Origin of the sequence: Streptomyces sp. NPDC006487, from assembly GCF_042870555.1 — a bacterium.
Taxonomy (GTDB): Bacteria; Actinomycetota; Actinomycetes; order Streptomycetales; family Streptomycetaceae; genus Streptomyces.
In genome coordinates, this window is the sequence record NZ_JBIAHN010000003.1 from 77834 (window position 1) to 91056 (window position 13223).

Annotated in this window: 12 protein-coding genes; 7 read left to right on the forward strand and 5 right to left on the reverse strand. The window is 73.8% G+C overall.

What is annotated here, in order from left to right; all coding sequences use genetic code 11:
• Nucleotides 1-12: 12 nt before the first annotated feature.
• The 3 genes from ACFYM0_RS05535 to ACFYM0_RS05545 all read left to right on the forward strand — a co-directional run bounded on the left by ACFYM0_RS05535 (nucleotide 13) and on the right by ACFYM0_RS05545 (nucleotide 4595).
• Nucleotides 13-2397, forward strand: a complete 2385-nt coding sequence (locus ACFYM0_RS05535) for an alpha-N-acetylglucosaminidase (RefSeq protein ID WP_388496878.1) — start codon at nucleotides 13-15, stop codon at nucleotides 2395-2397.
• Nucleotides 2398-2622: 225 nt separating this feature from the next.
• Nucleotides 2623-2958: a hypothetical protein gene (locus ACFYM0_RS05540; protein ID WP_388496880.1), complete on the forward strand. Its 336-nt coding sequence runs from the start codon at nucleotides 2623-2625 to the stop codon at nucleotides 2956-2958.
• A 41-nt stretch (nucleotides 2959-2999) separates the two neighbouring features.
• On the forward strand, nucleotides 3000-4595 hold the full coding sequence (locus ACFYM0_RS05545; protein WP_388496882.1) for a molybdopterin-dependent oxidoreductase: 1596 nt from the start codon (nucleotides 3000-3002) through the stop codon (nucleotides 4593-4595).
• 67 nt (nucleotides 4596-4662) lie between these two features.
• Here the strand turns inward: ACFYM0_RS05545 and ACFYM0_RS05550 are convergent, their stop codons facing one another.
• Both ACFYM0_RS05550 and ACFYM0_RS05555 read right to left on the reverse strand, forming a co-directional pair.
• On the reverse strand, nucleotides 4663-5715 hold the full coding sequence (locus tag ACFYM0_RS05550) for an exonuclease SbcCD subunit D (RefSeq protein WP_388496884.1): 1053 nt from the start codon (nucleotides 5713-5715) through the stop codon (nucleotides 4663-4665).
• Nucleotides 5712-6542 carry a hypothetical protein gene (locus ACFYM0_RS05555; RefSeq protein ID WP_388496886.1) on the reverse strand — a complete coding sequence of 277 codons (831 nt, stop codon included), beginning with the start codon at nucleotides 6540-6542 and terminating at the stop codon, nucleotides 5712-5714. Before ACFYM0_RS05555 ends, ACFYM0_RS05550 begins: the two co-directional genes overlap by 4 nt.
• 559 nt (nucleotides 6543-7101) lie before the next feature.
• Between ACFYM0_RS05555 and ACFYM0_RS05560 the strand changes: the two genes are divergently transcribed.
• Nucleotides 7102-8172: an alpha/beta hydrolase gene (locus ACFYM0_RS05560; RefSeq protein WP_388496888.1), complete on the forward strand. Its 1071-nt coding sequence runs from the start codon at nucleotides 7102-7104 to the stop codon at nucleotides 8170-8172.
• Here ACFYM0_RS05560 and ACFYM0_RS05565 read toward each other — a convergent pair.
• Nucleotides 8149-9438 carry a cytochrome P450 gene (locus ACFYM0_RS05565; RefSeq protein ID WP_388496890.1) on the reverse strand — a complete coding sequence of 430 codons (1290 nt, stop codon included), beginning with the start codon at nucleotides 9436-9438 and terminating at the stop codon, nucleotides 8149-8151. The two genes, ACFYM0_RS05560 and ACFYM0_RS05565, sit on opposite strands and share 24 nt — an antisense overlap.
• 146 nt (nucleotides 9439-9584) lie before the next feature.
• Between ACFYM0_RS05565 and ACFYM0_RS05570 the strand changes: the two genes are divergently transcribed.
• On the forward strand, nucleotides 9585-10508 hold the full coding sequence (locus ACFYM0_RS05570) for an SDR family oxidoreductase (RefSeq protein ID WP_388496891.1): 924 nt from the start codon (nucleotides 9585-9587) through the stop codon (nucleotides 10506-10508).
• Nucleotides 10509-10533: 25 nt separating this feature from the next.
• Here ACFYM0_RS05570 and ACFYM0_RS05575 read toward each other — a convergent pair whose 3' ends face one another.
• Nucleotides 10534-11304, reverse strand: a complete 771-nt coding sequence (locus tag ACFYM0_RS05575; protein WP_388496892.1) for a TetR/AcrR family transcriptional regulator — start codon at nucleotides 11302-11304, stop codon at nucleotides 10534-10536.
• A gap of 120 nt (nucleotides 11305-11424) precedes the next feature.
• Here ACFYM0_RS05575 and ACFYM0_RS05580 point away from each other — a divergent pair, with 120 nt between their 5' ends.
• Both ACFYM0_RS05580 and ACFYM0_RS05585 read left to right on the forward strand, forming a co-directional pair.
• A complete protein-coding gene (locus ACFYM0_RS05580) occupies nucleotides 11425-11853 on the forward strand; it encodes a VOC family protein (RefSeq protein WP_388496895.1) in 429 nt (142 codons plus the stop codon).
• 17 nt (nucleotides 11854-11870) lie between these two features.
• Nucleotides 11871-12119: a hypothetical protein gene (locus ACFYM0_RS05585; RefSeq protein WP_388496898.1), complete on the forward strand. Its 249-nt coding sequence runs from the start codon at nucleotides 11871-11873 to the stop codon at nucleotides 12117-12119.
• A gap of 27 nt (nucleotides 12120-12146) precedes the next feature.
• On the opposite strand, the gene ACFYM0_RS05590 is transcribed toward ACFYM0_RS05585, so the two are convergent.
• Entirely contained in the window at nucleotides 12147-13223 is a 1077-nt protein-coding gene (locus ACFYM0_RS05590) for an enoyl-CoA hydratase/isomerase family protein (RefSeq protein ID WP_388496900.1), read from the reverse strand.

A 13223-nucleotide genomic window follows, 5' to 3' on the forward strand; every position in this document is an offset into this window, starting at 1 on the left:
AGGACGACACGCATGCCGGTCCCCATCCCACGCCACGGCCGGGCCCGGCGGGCGCGCCGCCGGGTCACCCTGGCCGCGCTGCCCGCGGTCCTGCTGACCCTGGCGGTCGCCGGGGCCGCACCCGGAGCGACGGATCCCGCTGCCGGAGCCGCGGCTCCCCCCGCCCGATCCCCGTCCCAGCCCGGGTCGCAGCCCGTATCCCAGCCCGTATCCCGGCCCGGATCGCGGCCCGCACCCGAGTCCCCCGCCCGGTCCGGCCAGGGACACACCGCGACGCCGGCCGCTCCCCGGCCGCGGCTATTCGACGCCACACCCGCGCGGGCCTCCCTGCAGCGGCTGCTGCCGCGCCATGCCGGGCAGTTCACCCTGGTCCCCGACGCCGCGGCCGGGCCCGACACCTTCACCGTGTCCGGCAGGGCCGGCGCGATCACCGTCCGGGGTTCCACCGGCGCCACCCTGCTCACCGGGGTCGGCTGGTACCTCCAGCACGTCGCCGGAGCCGACATCGGCTGGCCCGGCGACAGCATCGGCCTGCTGCCCGCCGAGCTCCCGGCGGTGCCCTCCCCGGTCACCCGCAGCGCGCGGGTGGCGCACCGGTACGCGCTGAACGACACCGACGACGGGTACTCCGGCCCGTACCGCACCTTCGAGGAGCACCAGCGGCAGATCGACCTGCTCGCACTGCACGGCATCAACGAGGTGTTCGTGCAGGTCGGCGCCGAGTACCCGTACTACCGGGCGCTCCAGCGGTTCGGCTACACCGCCGAGGAGCTGCGGGAGTGGATCCCGGGTCCCGGTCACCAGAGCTGGTGGCTGCTGCAGAACCTGAGCGGCTTCGGCGGTCCGGTGTCCGAGGAACTGATGCGCGGGCGCGCCGCGTTGGGCGGCAGGATCGCCGAACAGCTGCGCGGCCTCGGCATGACCCCGGTCCTGCCGGGCTACTTCGGAACGGTCCCGCCGGCCTTCGCCGGGCGCAATCCCAGTGCGGTGACGGTTCCGCAGGGCGACTGGGCCGGCTTCGACCGGCCCGACTGGCTGGACCCGGTCTCGCCGCCCTTCGCGCAACTGGCCGCCGCGTACTACGCCGAGCAGCGCGCGGTGTTCGGCGACAGCACGATGTACCGGATGAGCCCGCTGCACGAGGGCGGGCAGACCGGTTCGGTGGACGTCAAGGCGGCGGCCGGGGCCGTGCAGCAGGCCCTGTGGGCGGCGCATCCCGGCGCGCTGTGGGCGGTGCTGGGCTGGCAGGACGATCCGACCAAGGAGCTGCTGGCCGGGGTGGACACCTCGAAGCTGCTGATCCTGGACGGGCTCTCGGACCGGTACAACCGGCTGGACCGCGAGACCCGTTGGGGCGGGACCTCGTACGCCATCGGCTCGATCTACAACTTCGGCGGGCACACGACGATCGGCGCCAACACCTCGGTGTGGATCGACCGCTTCCAGTCCTGGGGCGCGAAGCCGGACAGCGCGCTCACCGGCATCGCCTACCTGCCCGAGGCCACCGGAACCAATCCGGCGGCCTTCGACCTCTTCACCGACCTGGCGTGGGAGCCCGGCCCCATCGACCAGCGGAAGTGGTTCGCGGACTTCGCCGGCCGCCGGTACGGGGCCCCGGACGCCGCGGCCGCCGCGGCGTGGGAGGAGCTGCGCAAGGGCCCGTACAGCACCTCCTCGGGGCTGTGGTCGGAGTCCCAGGACAGCCTGTTCACCGCCCGGCCGAGCCTGACGGCGGTGGGATCGGCCTACTGGAGCCCCAAGGCGATGCGATATCCGGCGGGTTCGGTACGCCGGGCCCTGGACCACCTGCTCGAGGTGGCCCCCCGGCTGCGCGGCTCCAGCGCCTACCGCTTCGACCTGGTGGACACCACCCGGCAGGCCCTCGCCAACCACTCGCGGGTGCTGCTCCCCAAGATCAAGGCGGCCTACGAGGCCAAGGACCTGGCCCTGTTCCGGGAACTGACCGCGGACTGGGCCCACCGGGAGAAGCAGTTGGACGCACTCGTCGGCTCCGATCCGAACTTCCTGCTCGGATCCTGGCTGTCGGCGGCCCGTTCGCACGGCGCGGACGAGGCCGAACGGGACCGGTACGAGTACGACGCCCGCTCGATCCTCAGCGTGTGGGGGCGGCAGAGCACCAGCGAGGGCGGCTACCTGCACGACTACGCGAACCGTGAATGGAGCGGCCTGATCAGCGAGTTGTACGCCAGGCGGTGGTCTTCCTACTTCACCTCGCTGGAGGAGGCTCTCGTGCGGCGCGCCGCACCGAGGGCGATCGACTGGCACGCCTTCGAAGACGACTGGGCCCGGCTCACCACCCGCCACCCGGCGCGGCCGAGCGGCGACCCGTACGTCCTGGCGACCGGTATCGCCGCCACCCTTCCCGAGGTCAACTGAACTACACCACAAGGGAGGTGGGGATCTCCCGGTGAAGCACCGCTCACCCTGCGGTGGGAAGCTCCCCACCCGCCCGGGGGACAACCGGGCCGACCGGCCGCCGCTGCGGCGCGGGATTGGGTTCACTGAAGGAAACTGACGGAAGCGGATCAGGGGCGGTCACCGGAACCATCGTCCGGCGACCGCCCTTTCGCCGCCGCCATCGCCGGAAGGACGCCGCCCGCCTTGTCCGAAACCGATCCGCACCGCACCTCCGCGACACTGGAACTGCTGACGTTCCTCACCGGCGGGGCCGCCGCGCCACCCGCCACGCCCGCCGCCGCGCCTCCCACCGCTCCCCCTGGCCCGCCCGTCACCGCTCCCCTCACCACGCCCCCCGGGCCGCCCGTCACCGGCCGGTTACCACCGCCCGCGGACCGGGAGCAGCAGCTGCGCCGCCGCTCCGATCTGCGGGAGCGGCTCACCGACGGGATCGTGGAACTGCGCAAGCGCCGGCCGTGGAGCGGGCCGGACAGCTGCGCGCCCGAGGCGCGGACCCCCGGACCGGAGGCACCCTGGTAGCTGGGGGACATCCCGACGAGCGGGGCGGGCGGTGACTCCGCATGACCCGTACGAAAGCGGGGCGGGCCGCGGAAGGCGGGCCGGGCCGGGCCGTGCTCGGCGCCGTCAGCGGGCTGCTCGCCGCCTTCGCCGGGCTGGCTCTGGCCCAGCTGGCCGCGGCGGCCGTACGCCCCGAGGCCGCGCCGGTCACCGCCGTCGGCGGGGTCGTGGTCGACCACACCCCGACCGCCGTCAAGGAGTGGGCGGTCCGCCAGTTCGGTACGGACGACAAGCTGGTCCTGACCCTGGGCATCGCCGGGGTGCTGGCCGCCGTGGCGATCGCCGCCGGGCTGCTGGCCGTACGCCGCCCTGCCGCGGGCACGGCTCTCGCGGCCGCCTTCGGCGTGCTCGGCGCGGCGGCCGCGCTCAGCCGGCCGGAGGCCGCCTGGCAGGATGCGCTGCCCTCGCTGGTGGGCGGGTCCGGGGCCGCCGGAGTGCTGTACCTGCTGGTCAGAGCCATCCCTCGGCCCCACCCGCGGTCCTCCCAAGCCGACCCGGCCGGGGCCCTGGACCGGCGCGGCTTCGGCCGCCTGGCCGTCGCCACCCTGGTCCTCTCGGCCGGGGCCGGGTACGCCGGGAGGCGGCTCGGCGCCTTCGGGGACGCGGGCGCCACGGCCTCGCGGGCCGGGCTCGTCCTTCCGCCGCCCGCCGCGCCGGCCCCGCCCGTCCCGGCCGGGTCCGACCTGCGGATCCCCGGGACGGCCCGCTTCATCACCCCCAACCCGGCGTTCTACCGGGTGGACACCGCGCTGGTCGTCCCGCGCGTGGACGCGGACACCTGGCGGCTCAGCGTGCACGGGGACGGGGTCTCCAGGCCCCTCACCCTCAGCCTGCGGGAGCTGCTGGCCCGCCCCCTGGTCGAGCACGACGCCACCCTCACCTGCGTGTCGAACGAGGTCGGCGGCCCGTACACGGGCAACGCCCGCTGGCTGGGCGTGCGCCTCGCCGATCTGCTCCGCGAGGCGGGGGTGCGACCGCCGTCGCAGGGCGGCCGCGCCGACCAGCTCGTGGCGCGCTCGGTGGACGGGATGACCCTCGGCACCCCCGTCGAGACCGTGATGGACGGCCGCGAGGCGCTGCTGGCCGTGGGGATGAACGGCGAGCCGCTCCCCTTCCGGCACGGCTTCCCCGTCCGGATGATCGTGCCGGGCCTGTACGGGTACGTCTCGGCGTGCAAGTGGCTGCGCGAGCTGCGGCTGACCACCTTCGCGGCGTACGACGCGTACTGGGTGCGCCGCTCCTGGGCGCGGCGGGCTCCGGTCAAGACCCAGTCCCGCATCGACACGCCGCGCCCCTTCGCCGAGGTCGTGGCGGGCCGGGTGGCCGTCGCCGGGGTGGCCTGGGCGCAGCACCGGGGCATCGCCCGGGTCGAGGTACGGGTGGACGCCGGCCCGTGGCGCGAGGCCCGGCTCGGGGCCGCGGACGGGAACGACACCTGGCGCCAGTGGGTGTGGATCTGGGAGGCGGCTCCGGGCGGGCACACCCTGGAGGTCCGCGCCACGGACGGCACCGGCGCCGTACAGACGGGGGAACGCGCCGGAACCCTCCCCGACGGGGCCACCGGTTGGCACGCGGTGACGGTCCGGGTGCGGGGCTGAGGCATGTCCTGCGGATCGGGCCTGGCAGGGCCCCGGGCCGGCCCGCATCAAGCCGGAGCGGGCCGGGTCAGCAAGCGGTGGCCGCGCCCCCGGCGGACGGGGCCTCGGCCGGGCAGACCATCGCGGCCGGGCCGGCCAGGGCGCGGGCCTCGTGGAGCAGGCCGGGCTGGGTGGTGGCACTGAGGGTCCACACGATGGCGCCGGCGCCGTCCCCCGACGGCTGCGGGACGGCCGCGAACCGGTCCCGCAGGTCGGCCTCGGCGGTCTCAGGGCACGGGAGGTGGAGCGTCTCGTAGCGCACCGGGGCCGTGTCCACGGGGAGGATCCCGATCCGGCGGCGGTCACCGCCGCCGCCAGGAGCGGGGACGGGGCCGGGGTTCTGGTCCGGATCCGCGGCGGGGCCTTCGATCAGCAGCTCGGTGAAGCCGCGGCCGCCCGGCTCTGCCGGGCCGCGGGCGTGCGTGTTGCCCGGGTAGACGGCGAAGGCGCCGCAGCCGGGGACCAGCCGGTGGTGGACGTGGCCCAGGGCCCAGTAGTCGTATCCGGCGCGGGCCAGTGTCCGCGGGTCGGACGGTGCGCAGATCCGGCCGCTCCAGGCACCGTGCAGGCTGGTGTGCAGCAGCCCTATGTTGACGGCGCCGGGCATCGCGCGGGGGAAGCCGGCCGCGAGGTCGCGGCGCTCGTCGGGCACCGCCACCGACTGGCCGTGGACGGTGATGCCGAGGTCGGGCCAGGTCACCGATTCGGGGGCGTCGGCGCCCAGCCAGCGCACCGAGGGCGGGAGGTTCAGTTTGTGCGGCAGCGGGGTCTCGGCGTCGTGGTTGCCCGAGACCACCACGGTGCGCAGGCCCGCCTCGTGGAAGGCGCCGAGCGCGTCCTGGCAGGCGGCCAGCGCCCGGGCGTCGGCGTGGCGGCGGTCGAAGACGTCCCCGGCGATGAGCACCGCGTCGTAGCCGCCCCCGACGATGCGGTGCACGGCCGCGCTCAGGGCCTCGTACGGGGCTTCGCGCCCGTCAATCGCGGGCGCCCCGGGATAGTCGGCCAGGCCGCGCAGCGCGGAGCCTATGTGCAGGTCGGCCAGGTGGGCCACGCGTATGGGTACGGGCGCGGAGGTGTTCACGAGCCGAGGATGAGGTCGGTCTTGAAGGCGTCCCGCTCCAGCAGCCAGCCCTCGGCGCGGAGCTTGCCCATCAGGTCGGCGCGCAGCTCGACCGCGTCGCGCAGGGTGCGCCCCTTGGCGGTGATCTCGGTGAACCAGGTCAGCTCGCCGGAGGCGGTCCGCAGCCGGCTGACTTGCGTCTCCATCGGGTGATCGAGCATCCGGCCAGGATAGTTGGCCTGCTTTACGGGACCGTGGAGTCGAGATGAAGCGGTGACCGACTCCGCCCAACCGGCAGGTTTCGCACCCCACTTGGCGAGCTTTCCGGGGAGGCGTTCCAGGACGAGGGCGCGGGAGGCGTCGAGCCCGGGCAGCTCGCCGGGCGCCAGCCCCGGGACCGGCCGGCACTTCTTGTTGGTGAAGTCGAGGGTGGCGCGGGTGTGGCTGAGGTTGACCTGGACGGTGTAATTGCCTTCGCCCGCGCAGAAGTTGTGCCCTGAGGCCCGGTCCATCACGCGCCGCACGGCGGCCGGGTCCGTACCGTCGCCCTCGATGTCGAAGCGGGCCTTGTAGGCGAGGCGGATCCGGTTCTCGTCGTCGTGGCGCCGGATGCGGACGATCCAGCCCTGCCCGTTCAGGCTTCGCCCGGCGTCGTCCACGTACTGGGCGACCTCCGAGCGGCCGGGTGCGCCCAGCGACAGCGCGGCGGCCGCGGCCGCCGTGGGCCGGCCGTCGGCGTCGAGCACCCGGTCCGGGTCGACCAGCAGTTTGACCTGGTAGCCCGCGCGCGACGGCGCCACCGGCGCGATCCCGGACCGCACTCCGGAACGAATCCGGCGACTCGTCACTTTCTGCTTCTTCTGCAGTTTCCGCATATCCCCGTCGATCATGCCTCATACGACACCAGCCCGCCCGAAAGCCCCGGAACCGCGCAGGTGAACAGGCGGTGAATCTACCCCAGGACCAAGGTCCTGACCTGCGAGGTCTCCCGGCCCATCGGTTCGGGATCTTCGCCGCGTGTTCGCGCGGGATGAAGATCGCAGATTGTGAATGCATTCACGAGATCCCGGCAACGGGCAAAGGTGCACGTCATGGCCACCGCGATCCCCCCTTCCCGCAAGATCACCACCACCGGCGCGACCGCCGGCACGACCGGAGGTGCGAGCCCACCCTCACCCTGCCGGCCCGCATCGCCCTCGCGGCCCTCCGCGTCCTGGCGGCCTGGACCTTCATCCGGCCCTTCCTGGACAAGCCGTTCGGGATCGGATCCAGCACCCTCTCCTCCCGGCACCCCTCCCCGGGTCCGACACGATGCGTGCCGCCCCCTCCCCCGGGCGGTGCGCGTCGTAGATTTGGCGTATTGTCCGGAATTCTCCATCATTCCGTCGTACGTCAGGAGCCGGCGCAGTGGAGCTGACCAGTACGTCGTTCCTCGTCACGCTGATCGTCGTCACGGCACTCGCGATGCTCGCCGCGCTGCTCCTGTGGAACCGGATCCCCGGCCCCGGCTGGGTGCGCTGGCCGGCCCGGCTGCTGATGATCGGCTTGTGCCAGCTCACCGCCATCTGCGTGGTGGCCACCTGGATCAACGGGAGCTACGGCCTCTACTCCTCCTGGGACGACCTGCTCGGCACCGACACCGGGCAGAACGACTCCGCGATGACCGGGCCGCCGCTGGGACGGGCCAGGTTCACCCTCGGCGGCGACGGCATCCGCACCACCTACTTCCGCGGCTCCCACTCGAAGCTCGCCGGGCAGGTCATCGTGTGGACTCCCCCGGAGTACGACGCACCGGGCGCGGACAAGACCCGGTTCCCCGTGCTGATGCTGCTGCACGGCTACCCGGGCTCGCCCCGCTCCTGGATCGACATCGGCGACATGCCCGGCGCGCTGGAGCAGCTCGTCCGGCTCGGCGCGGCGCACCCCTTCATCCTGGTGATCCCCGACCTGTACCCCGGAGGGGTGAACACCGACTGCACGGACACCCCGCAGCGCAAGGTGGCGAGCTGGCTCGCCCAGGACGTGCCGGATCTGGTCGCCAAGAACTTCCGCACGCTCCCGGAGCCCCGGGGCTGGGGGCTGATGGGCATCTCCACCGGGGCCTTCTGTGCGGCCAAGCTGCCGCTCCAGTACCCGAAGGCGTTCCGGGCGGGCGCCGCCCTGGACCCGGATCCGCTGACCGGCGACCCGGAGGTGCTGTCCGATCCCGTGCTGCGCGAGCGCAACAGCCCGATGTGGCTGGTCCAGCACGAGAAGAACACGGACGTCGGGCTGTTCCTGGCCACGTCCGCGCAGGACAAGGACAGCCCGCCGCAGCAGCTGACCGACTTCACCGAGGCGGCCCGGAACTCCGGGGTCCGGATCAAGACCCTGGTCCGCCCGCAGGGCGGGCACAACTTCCAGACCTGGATCGCGATGTACCCGGACGCCCTGGGGTGGCTGAGTACGGAGATCTCACCGCCGGGCCAGGCCCCGTAGCCGGACCGGAAGCGAATCCACGCTGTTGCCGATGAAGCTGCGCTGGTGCGGGAGTTCGGCTTCGGGGACGGCCAGGTCCAGGTCCGGGAAGCGGGTGAAGAGGGCTTCCAGGGCGGTGGTGGCCTCCAGCCGGGCGAGCGGGGCCCCGACGCAGTAGTGGGCGCCGTGGCCGAAGGAGAGGCTACGGGCCGCGGTGGGGCGGGTCAGGTCGAAGCGGTCGGCGTCCGGGCCGTGGAAGGCCTCGTCGCGGCCGGCCGCCGTGTAGCCGGCGAGGACCGGGGTGCCCTGCGGGATCAAGGTCCCGTCGATGGTCAGATCACGGATCGGATAGCGGAACGGGAACCAGCTGACCGGGGCGTCGAAGCGCAGGGTCTCGTCGACCACGTCCGACCAGGTGGCCTTGCCCTCCAGGACCAGCGCGAGCTGGTCGCGGTGGGTGCACAGGGCCCGGACGGCATTGCTGATCAGGTTGAGCGTGGTCTCGTGGCCCGCGACCAGCATCAGCCGCATGGTGCCGGTGAGTTCGGCCTCGCTGAGCCGGTCTCCGTCGCCGTCGCGGGCCGCTATCAGCGCACTCGTCAGGTCCTCGCCCGGATCGGCCCGGCGGGTGGCGGCGATGGCGCCGATCAGCTCGACGAGCTCGCGTGCGGCCGCCATGACCTCGGCCGGGGTGGTGTCGGTGGCGATGATGACGGTGTGCGACAGCTCGTGCAGCCGCCCCCGGTGTTCGGGGTCCACGCCGAGGAGCTCGCAGATCACGCTCATCGGGAGCGGCAGCGCGACGTGCGTGCGCAGGTCCGCCACCCCGTCGGGGGACGCCTCCGCCGCCCGGTCCAGGTCGTCCAGCAGACCGGCCGTCAGTTCCTCGATCCGGGGGCGCAGCCGCTCCACCTGGCGGGCGGTGAAGGCTTTGCCCACCAGGGAGCGCAGCCGGCGGTGGTCGGTGTCGTCGGCGGTGTGCATGCCCTGGGCGTTGGCGAAGACGCGCAGCGGCCAGTCCGGGGCGATGGTGCCGTCGTGCAGGGCGGGGAAGTGCCGGGCGTCCTTGGCCACATCGGGGTGGGCGAGGAACTCCTTCAGCGCCTCGTGCCCGAGGACGACCGTGCCGGGCACGCCACCGGGCAGGACCACCTCGGCCACGGGGCCCCGGGCGCGCAGCCGGGCGTTGAGGGCGTGCGGGCAGCCGCCGGCGGGGTCGATGACGTGCGGGGCCGGGGTCGCGGACGGGGGCGTGGGCTCGGATGCCTGCGCGGGGTCGGTGGACAAGCCTGTCTCCTGACAATACGAACGGATCTCGGCCAACAGTGCGGCCTCGGGGGCCGGTTGTTCAAGGCCGCACCCGCCCCGCCCCCGGGAATCCGCAGGCGCGCCGCGCCGCCCCCGCCGCACGCGGGCGTCGTAGGGTCGCGGTCATGACGGAGGCAGAGCGGACTCTCGAAGGCAAGGTCGCCCTGGTGGCCGGGGCGACCCGGGGCGCGGGCAGGGGCATCGCGGTCGAGTTGGGGGCGCGGGGCGCGACCGTGTACGTGAGCGGGCGCAGTACGCGGGGCAGGCGCTCGGAATACGACCGGCCCGAGACGATCGAGGAGACGGCCGAGCTGGTCACGGCGGCGGGCGGCCGGGGGATCGCGGTGGTCGCGGACCACATGGTGCCCGGAGAGGTCGAGGCCCTGGTCGGGCGGATCGACGCCGAGCGGGGCCGGCTCGACGTGCTGGTGAACGACATCTGGGGCGGCGAGCGGCTCTTCGAGTGGGACAGCACGGTCTGGGAACACGACCTGGACAAGGGGCTGCGGCTGCTGCGGCTGGCCGTGGAGACCCATGCGGTGACCAGCCACTACGCGCTCCCGCTGCTGCTGCGCGAGCCGGGCGGGCTGGTGGTGGAGATGACGGACGGCACGGCGGAGTACAACGCGAGCCGCTACCGCGTCTCCTTCTTCTACGACATCGCCAAGGCCGCCGTGCTGCGCATGGCGTTCGCACTCGGCCACGAGGTGGGACCGCGCGGAGCGACGGCGGTGGCCCTGACCCCGGGCTGGCTCCGGTCGGAGATGATGCTCGACAACTTCGGTGTCAGCGAGGCGAATTGGCGGGACGCACTGAAGACGGTCCCGCACTTCGGGATCTCGGAGACCCCGTTCTACGTCGGCCGCGCGGTCGCGGCCCTGGCCGCCGACCCGGAACTCTCCCGCTGGAACGGGCAGTCGCTCTCCAGCGGCCAGCTCGCCCGGGTCTACGGCTTCACGGACGTGGACGGCAGCCGGCCGGACGCCTGGCGGTACATGGTCGAGGTGCAGGACCCGGACCTCCCGGCGGACCCCACCGGCTACCGGTAGGGCGCGCCCTTCGGACCGGGCCGGGTCAGGGGCGCTCCAGCAGCCGGGCGATCCCGTCGAGGACGCAGCGCAGGCCGAAGTCCCACACGGTCCCGGGACTGTATCCGCCGACCGCGCTGCCGACCCGCCCGGCGAGGGGGTAGCGCTCCGGGTCCATGGCCCGCTCCAGCAGCGGGGCACTGAGCTCCCACCACTCCTGGTCGCTCTGGCGGGCGTTGTGCGCGGCGGTGTCGGCGGCGGCCAGGGCCTGCGCGTGGACGAAGCCGAGGAGGTGGGTCAGGGCCGCGTCCATCTCCACGTCGGTGAGGCCGATGCCGTCGAAGGCCGCGAGTTCGTGCTCGTACTTGCCGATCACTCCGGGGCCCAGCGGGGGGCGGGTGACGGAGAGCTCGCCGATCCACGGGTGCCGCAGGAACAGTGCGCGGTTCTCCTCGGCGATGCGGGCGACCTTCTCGCGCCAGGCTCCGTCCGGGGCGGGCTCGCCGCGCTCCATGGCCAGGTAGACGGCGTCGAGCATCAGGTCGAGCAGCTCGGCCTTGCCGGGGACGTAGGTGTAGAGGGTCATGGGGGTGACCCCCAGCCGCTGGGCCAGCGCCCGCATCGTCAGCGCGGCCAGTCCCGACCGCCCCTCGCCCGCCGCCTCGTCGGCGAGCGCGATCGCGCCGTCGACGACGGCGTCGACGGTCAGCCCCTGCCGGGGTCCGCGCCGCCCGCTGGGCGCCCCCTGCCCCGGCTCGCGCCACAGCAGTTCCAGCGTGCGGACGGGGTCGCCCGCGCCGCTCCGGTCCGTGGTCACTCCGGACCCCCTTCCCGCCGCCTTCCGGCAGCCCGCTCATTCAAGCACCACGTTAACCTTCTACGGCGTACATAATACTATGTATAATAAAACTCCGAGCCCTGACACCAGGAGGACCCCATGCGGATCACCGACACCGCCATCTGCCTCACCGTCGAGGACACCACCACCTCTTCCGCCTTCCTGACCAGGCATTTCGGATTCAAGGAGACAATGGCCGCCGACGGCTTCACCTCCCTCTCCCACCCCGACGGCCCGAACGTGATCTTCGTACGGCGCGGTCTGGAGGTGCTCCCCGAGGAACTGCGCGAGCAGCGGGCCGCCGGGGTGCTGCTCGCGTTCACCGTGGCGGACCTGCCCGCCGAGTACGAGCGACTGCGGGCCGAGGGCGTCCCGATCGTCATGGAGCCGCGGGTGGAGCCCTGGGGCGAGCGCGTGTTCCTGGTGTCCGACCCCAACGGCGTGATCATCGAACTGGTCGACTGGGTGGAGACCGCGACCGAGCCGGCCGCCGATGCCACCGTCACCGGCGCCGCGCCCACCGCGTAGGACAGGAGCACGGTCCCGTGACCCCGCCCCGCCTGGTCCCCCTGCCGGCCCAGTTCGACTTCGCCCGAACCCGTCTCTCCGGCCGCATGGCCGGGCCCGTCATGGACAGCGGCGACGGGACGGACACCGAGGTCGGCCCCATGACGGACGAGGAGCACTTCGGGGAGCCGGTCCCGGACTGCTGGTCGGTGCGGCGCCGCGCCGACGTACCCGGTCCGCGGGCGACCGCACCGGCCGGGGCGGGTGACCGGGCGCGGGGGCTCTGAGACGCCGCCCCCGCGCCGCGGACGGGTTCACCCCGCGAGGATCCCGGGGCCGTCCCCGGCGAGCGGGGCGAAGAAGCGGGCCACGTCCTGTTCGGTGACCTCGCCGAGGGTGGCCGGGGACCAGTGCGGGTCGCGGTCCTTGTCGACGACCTGCGCCCGGATGCCCTCCACCAGGTCGGGCGCGGTCAGCGCATGGCAGGAGACCCTGAACTCCTGTTCCAGCACCGGCTCCAGGGAGCCGAGCGCGGCGGCCCGGCGCACGGCCTCCAGGGTCACCTTCAGCGCGGTCGGGGACTTGGCGAGGATCGTCGCGGCGGCCTCCTTGGCCTCCGGGTCCCCGTATCCGAGCAGCCGGTCCACGACCTCCTCGACGGTGGCGGCGGCGTAGCAGTGGTCGATCCAGCCCCGCGCCCCCGCCAGCACGCCCGGCCCGGGCTCGGTGGCGTACCGCCCCAGCACCTCCCGGGCCGGGGCCCCTGCGAGCTCGGCGGTCAGCGCCGGCAGCCGGTCGGCGGTCACGAAGTGGTCGGCGAGCCCGCACAGCAGCGCGTCGGCGGCGCCCACCGCGGAGCCGGTGAGGGCGAGATGGGTGCCGAGCAGGCCGGGGGCGCGGGCCAGCAAGTGGGTGCCGCCGACGTCCGGGACGAAGCCGATGCCGGTCTCGGGCATGGCGACGCGGGAGCGCTCGGTGACCACGCGGACGCTGCCGTGGGCGGACACGCCGACTCCGCCGCCCATCACGATGCCGTCCATGAGCGCCACGTACGGCTTGGGGTAGCGGGCGATGTACGCGTTGAGCCGGTACTCGTCGCGCCAGAAGCCGGCCGAGGCGCTCGTCCCGGCCTTGGCGTCGTCGTGGATGGCCCGGATGTCCCCGCCGGCGCACAGCCCCCGCTCCCCCGCGCCCCGGATGAGCACCTGCTCCACGCCCGGATCCCGCTCCCAGCCGGTCAGGGCCTCGGTGATGCGGAGCACCATCGGGTGGGTGAGGGCGTTGAGGGCCCTGGGGCGGTTGAGGGTGATCACCCCGGTACGGCCTTCGACGGCGCACAGGACGGTACCCGCGGCGCCGGAGGTGTCGGTGGTGTCGGCTTCGGTGTTCAC

What these genes read in the sequence shown, in the direction of transcription:
- ACFYM0_RS05545 (WP_388496882.1), top strand. Translation starts at nt 3,000, where the DNA reads ATGACCCGTACGAAAGCGGGGCGGGCCGCGGAAGGCGGGCCGGGCCGG.
- ACFYM0_RS05535 (WP_388496878.1), top strand. Translation starts at nt 13, where the DNA reads ATGCCGGTCCCCATCCCACGCCACGGCCGGGCCCGGCGGGCGCGCCGC.
- ACFYM0_RS05570 (WP_388496891.1), top strand. Translation starts at nt 9,585, where the DNA reads ATGACGGAGGCAGAGCGGACTCTCGAAGGCAAGGTCGCCCTGGTGGCC.
- ACFYM0_RS05580 (WP_388496895.1), top strand. Translation starts at nt 11,425, where the DNA reads ATGCGGATCACCGACACCGCCATCTGCCTCACCGTCGAGGACACCACC.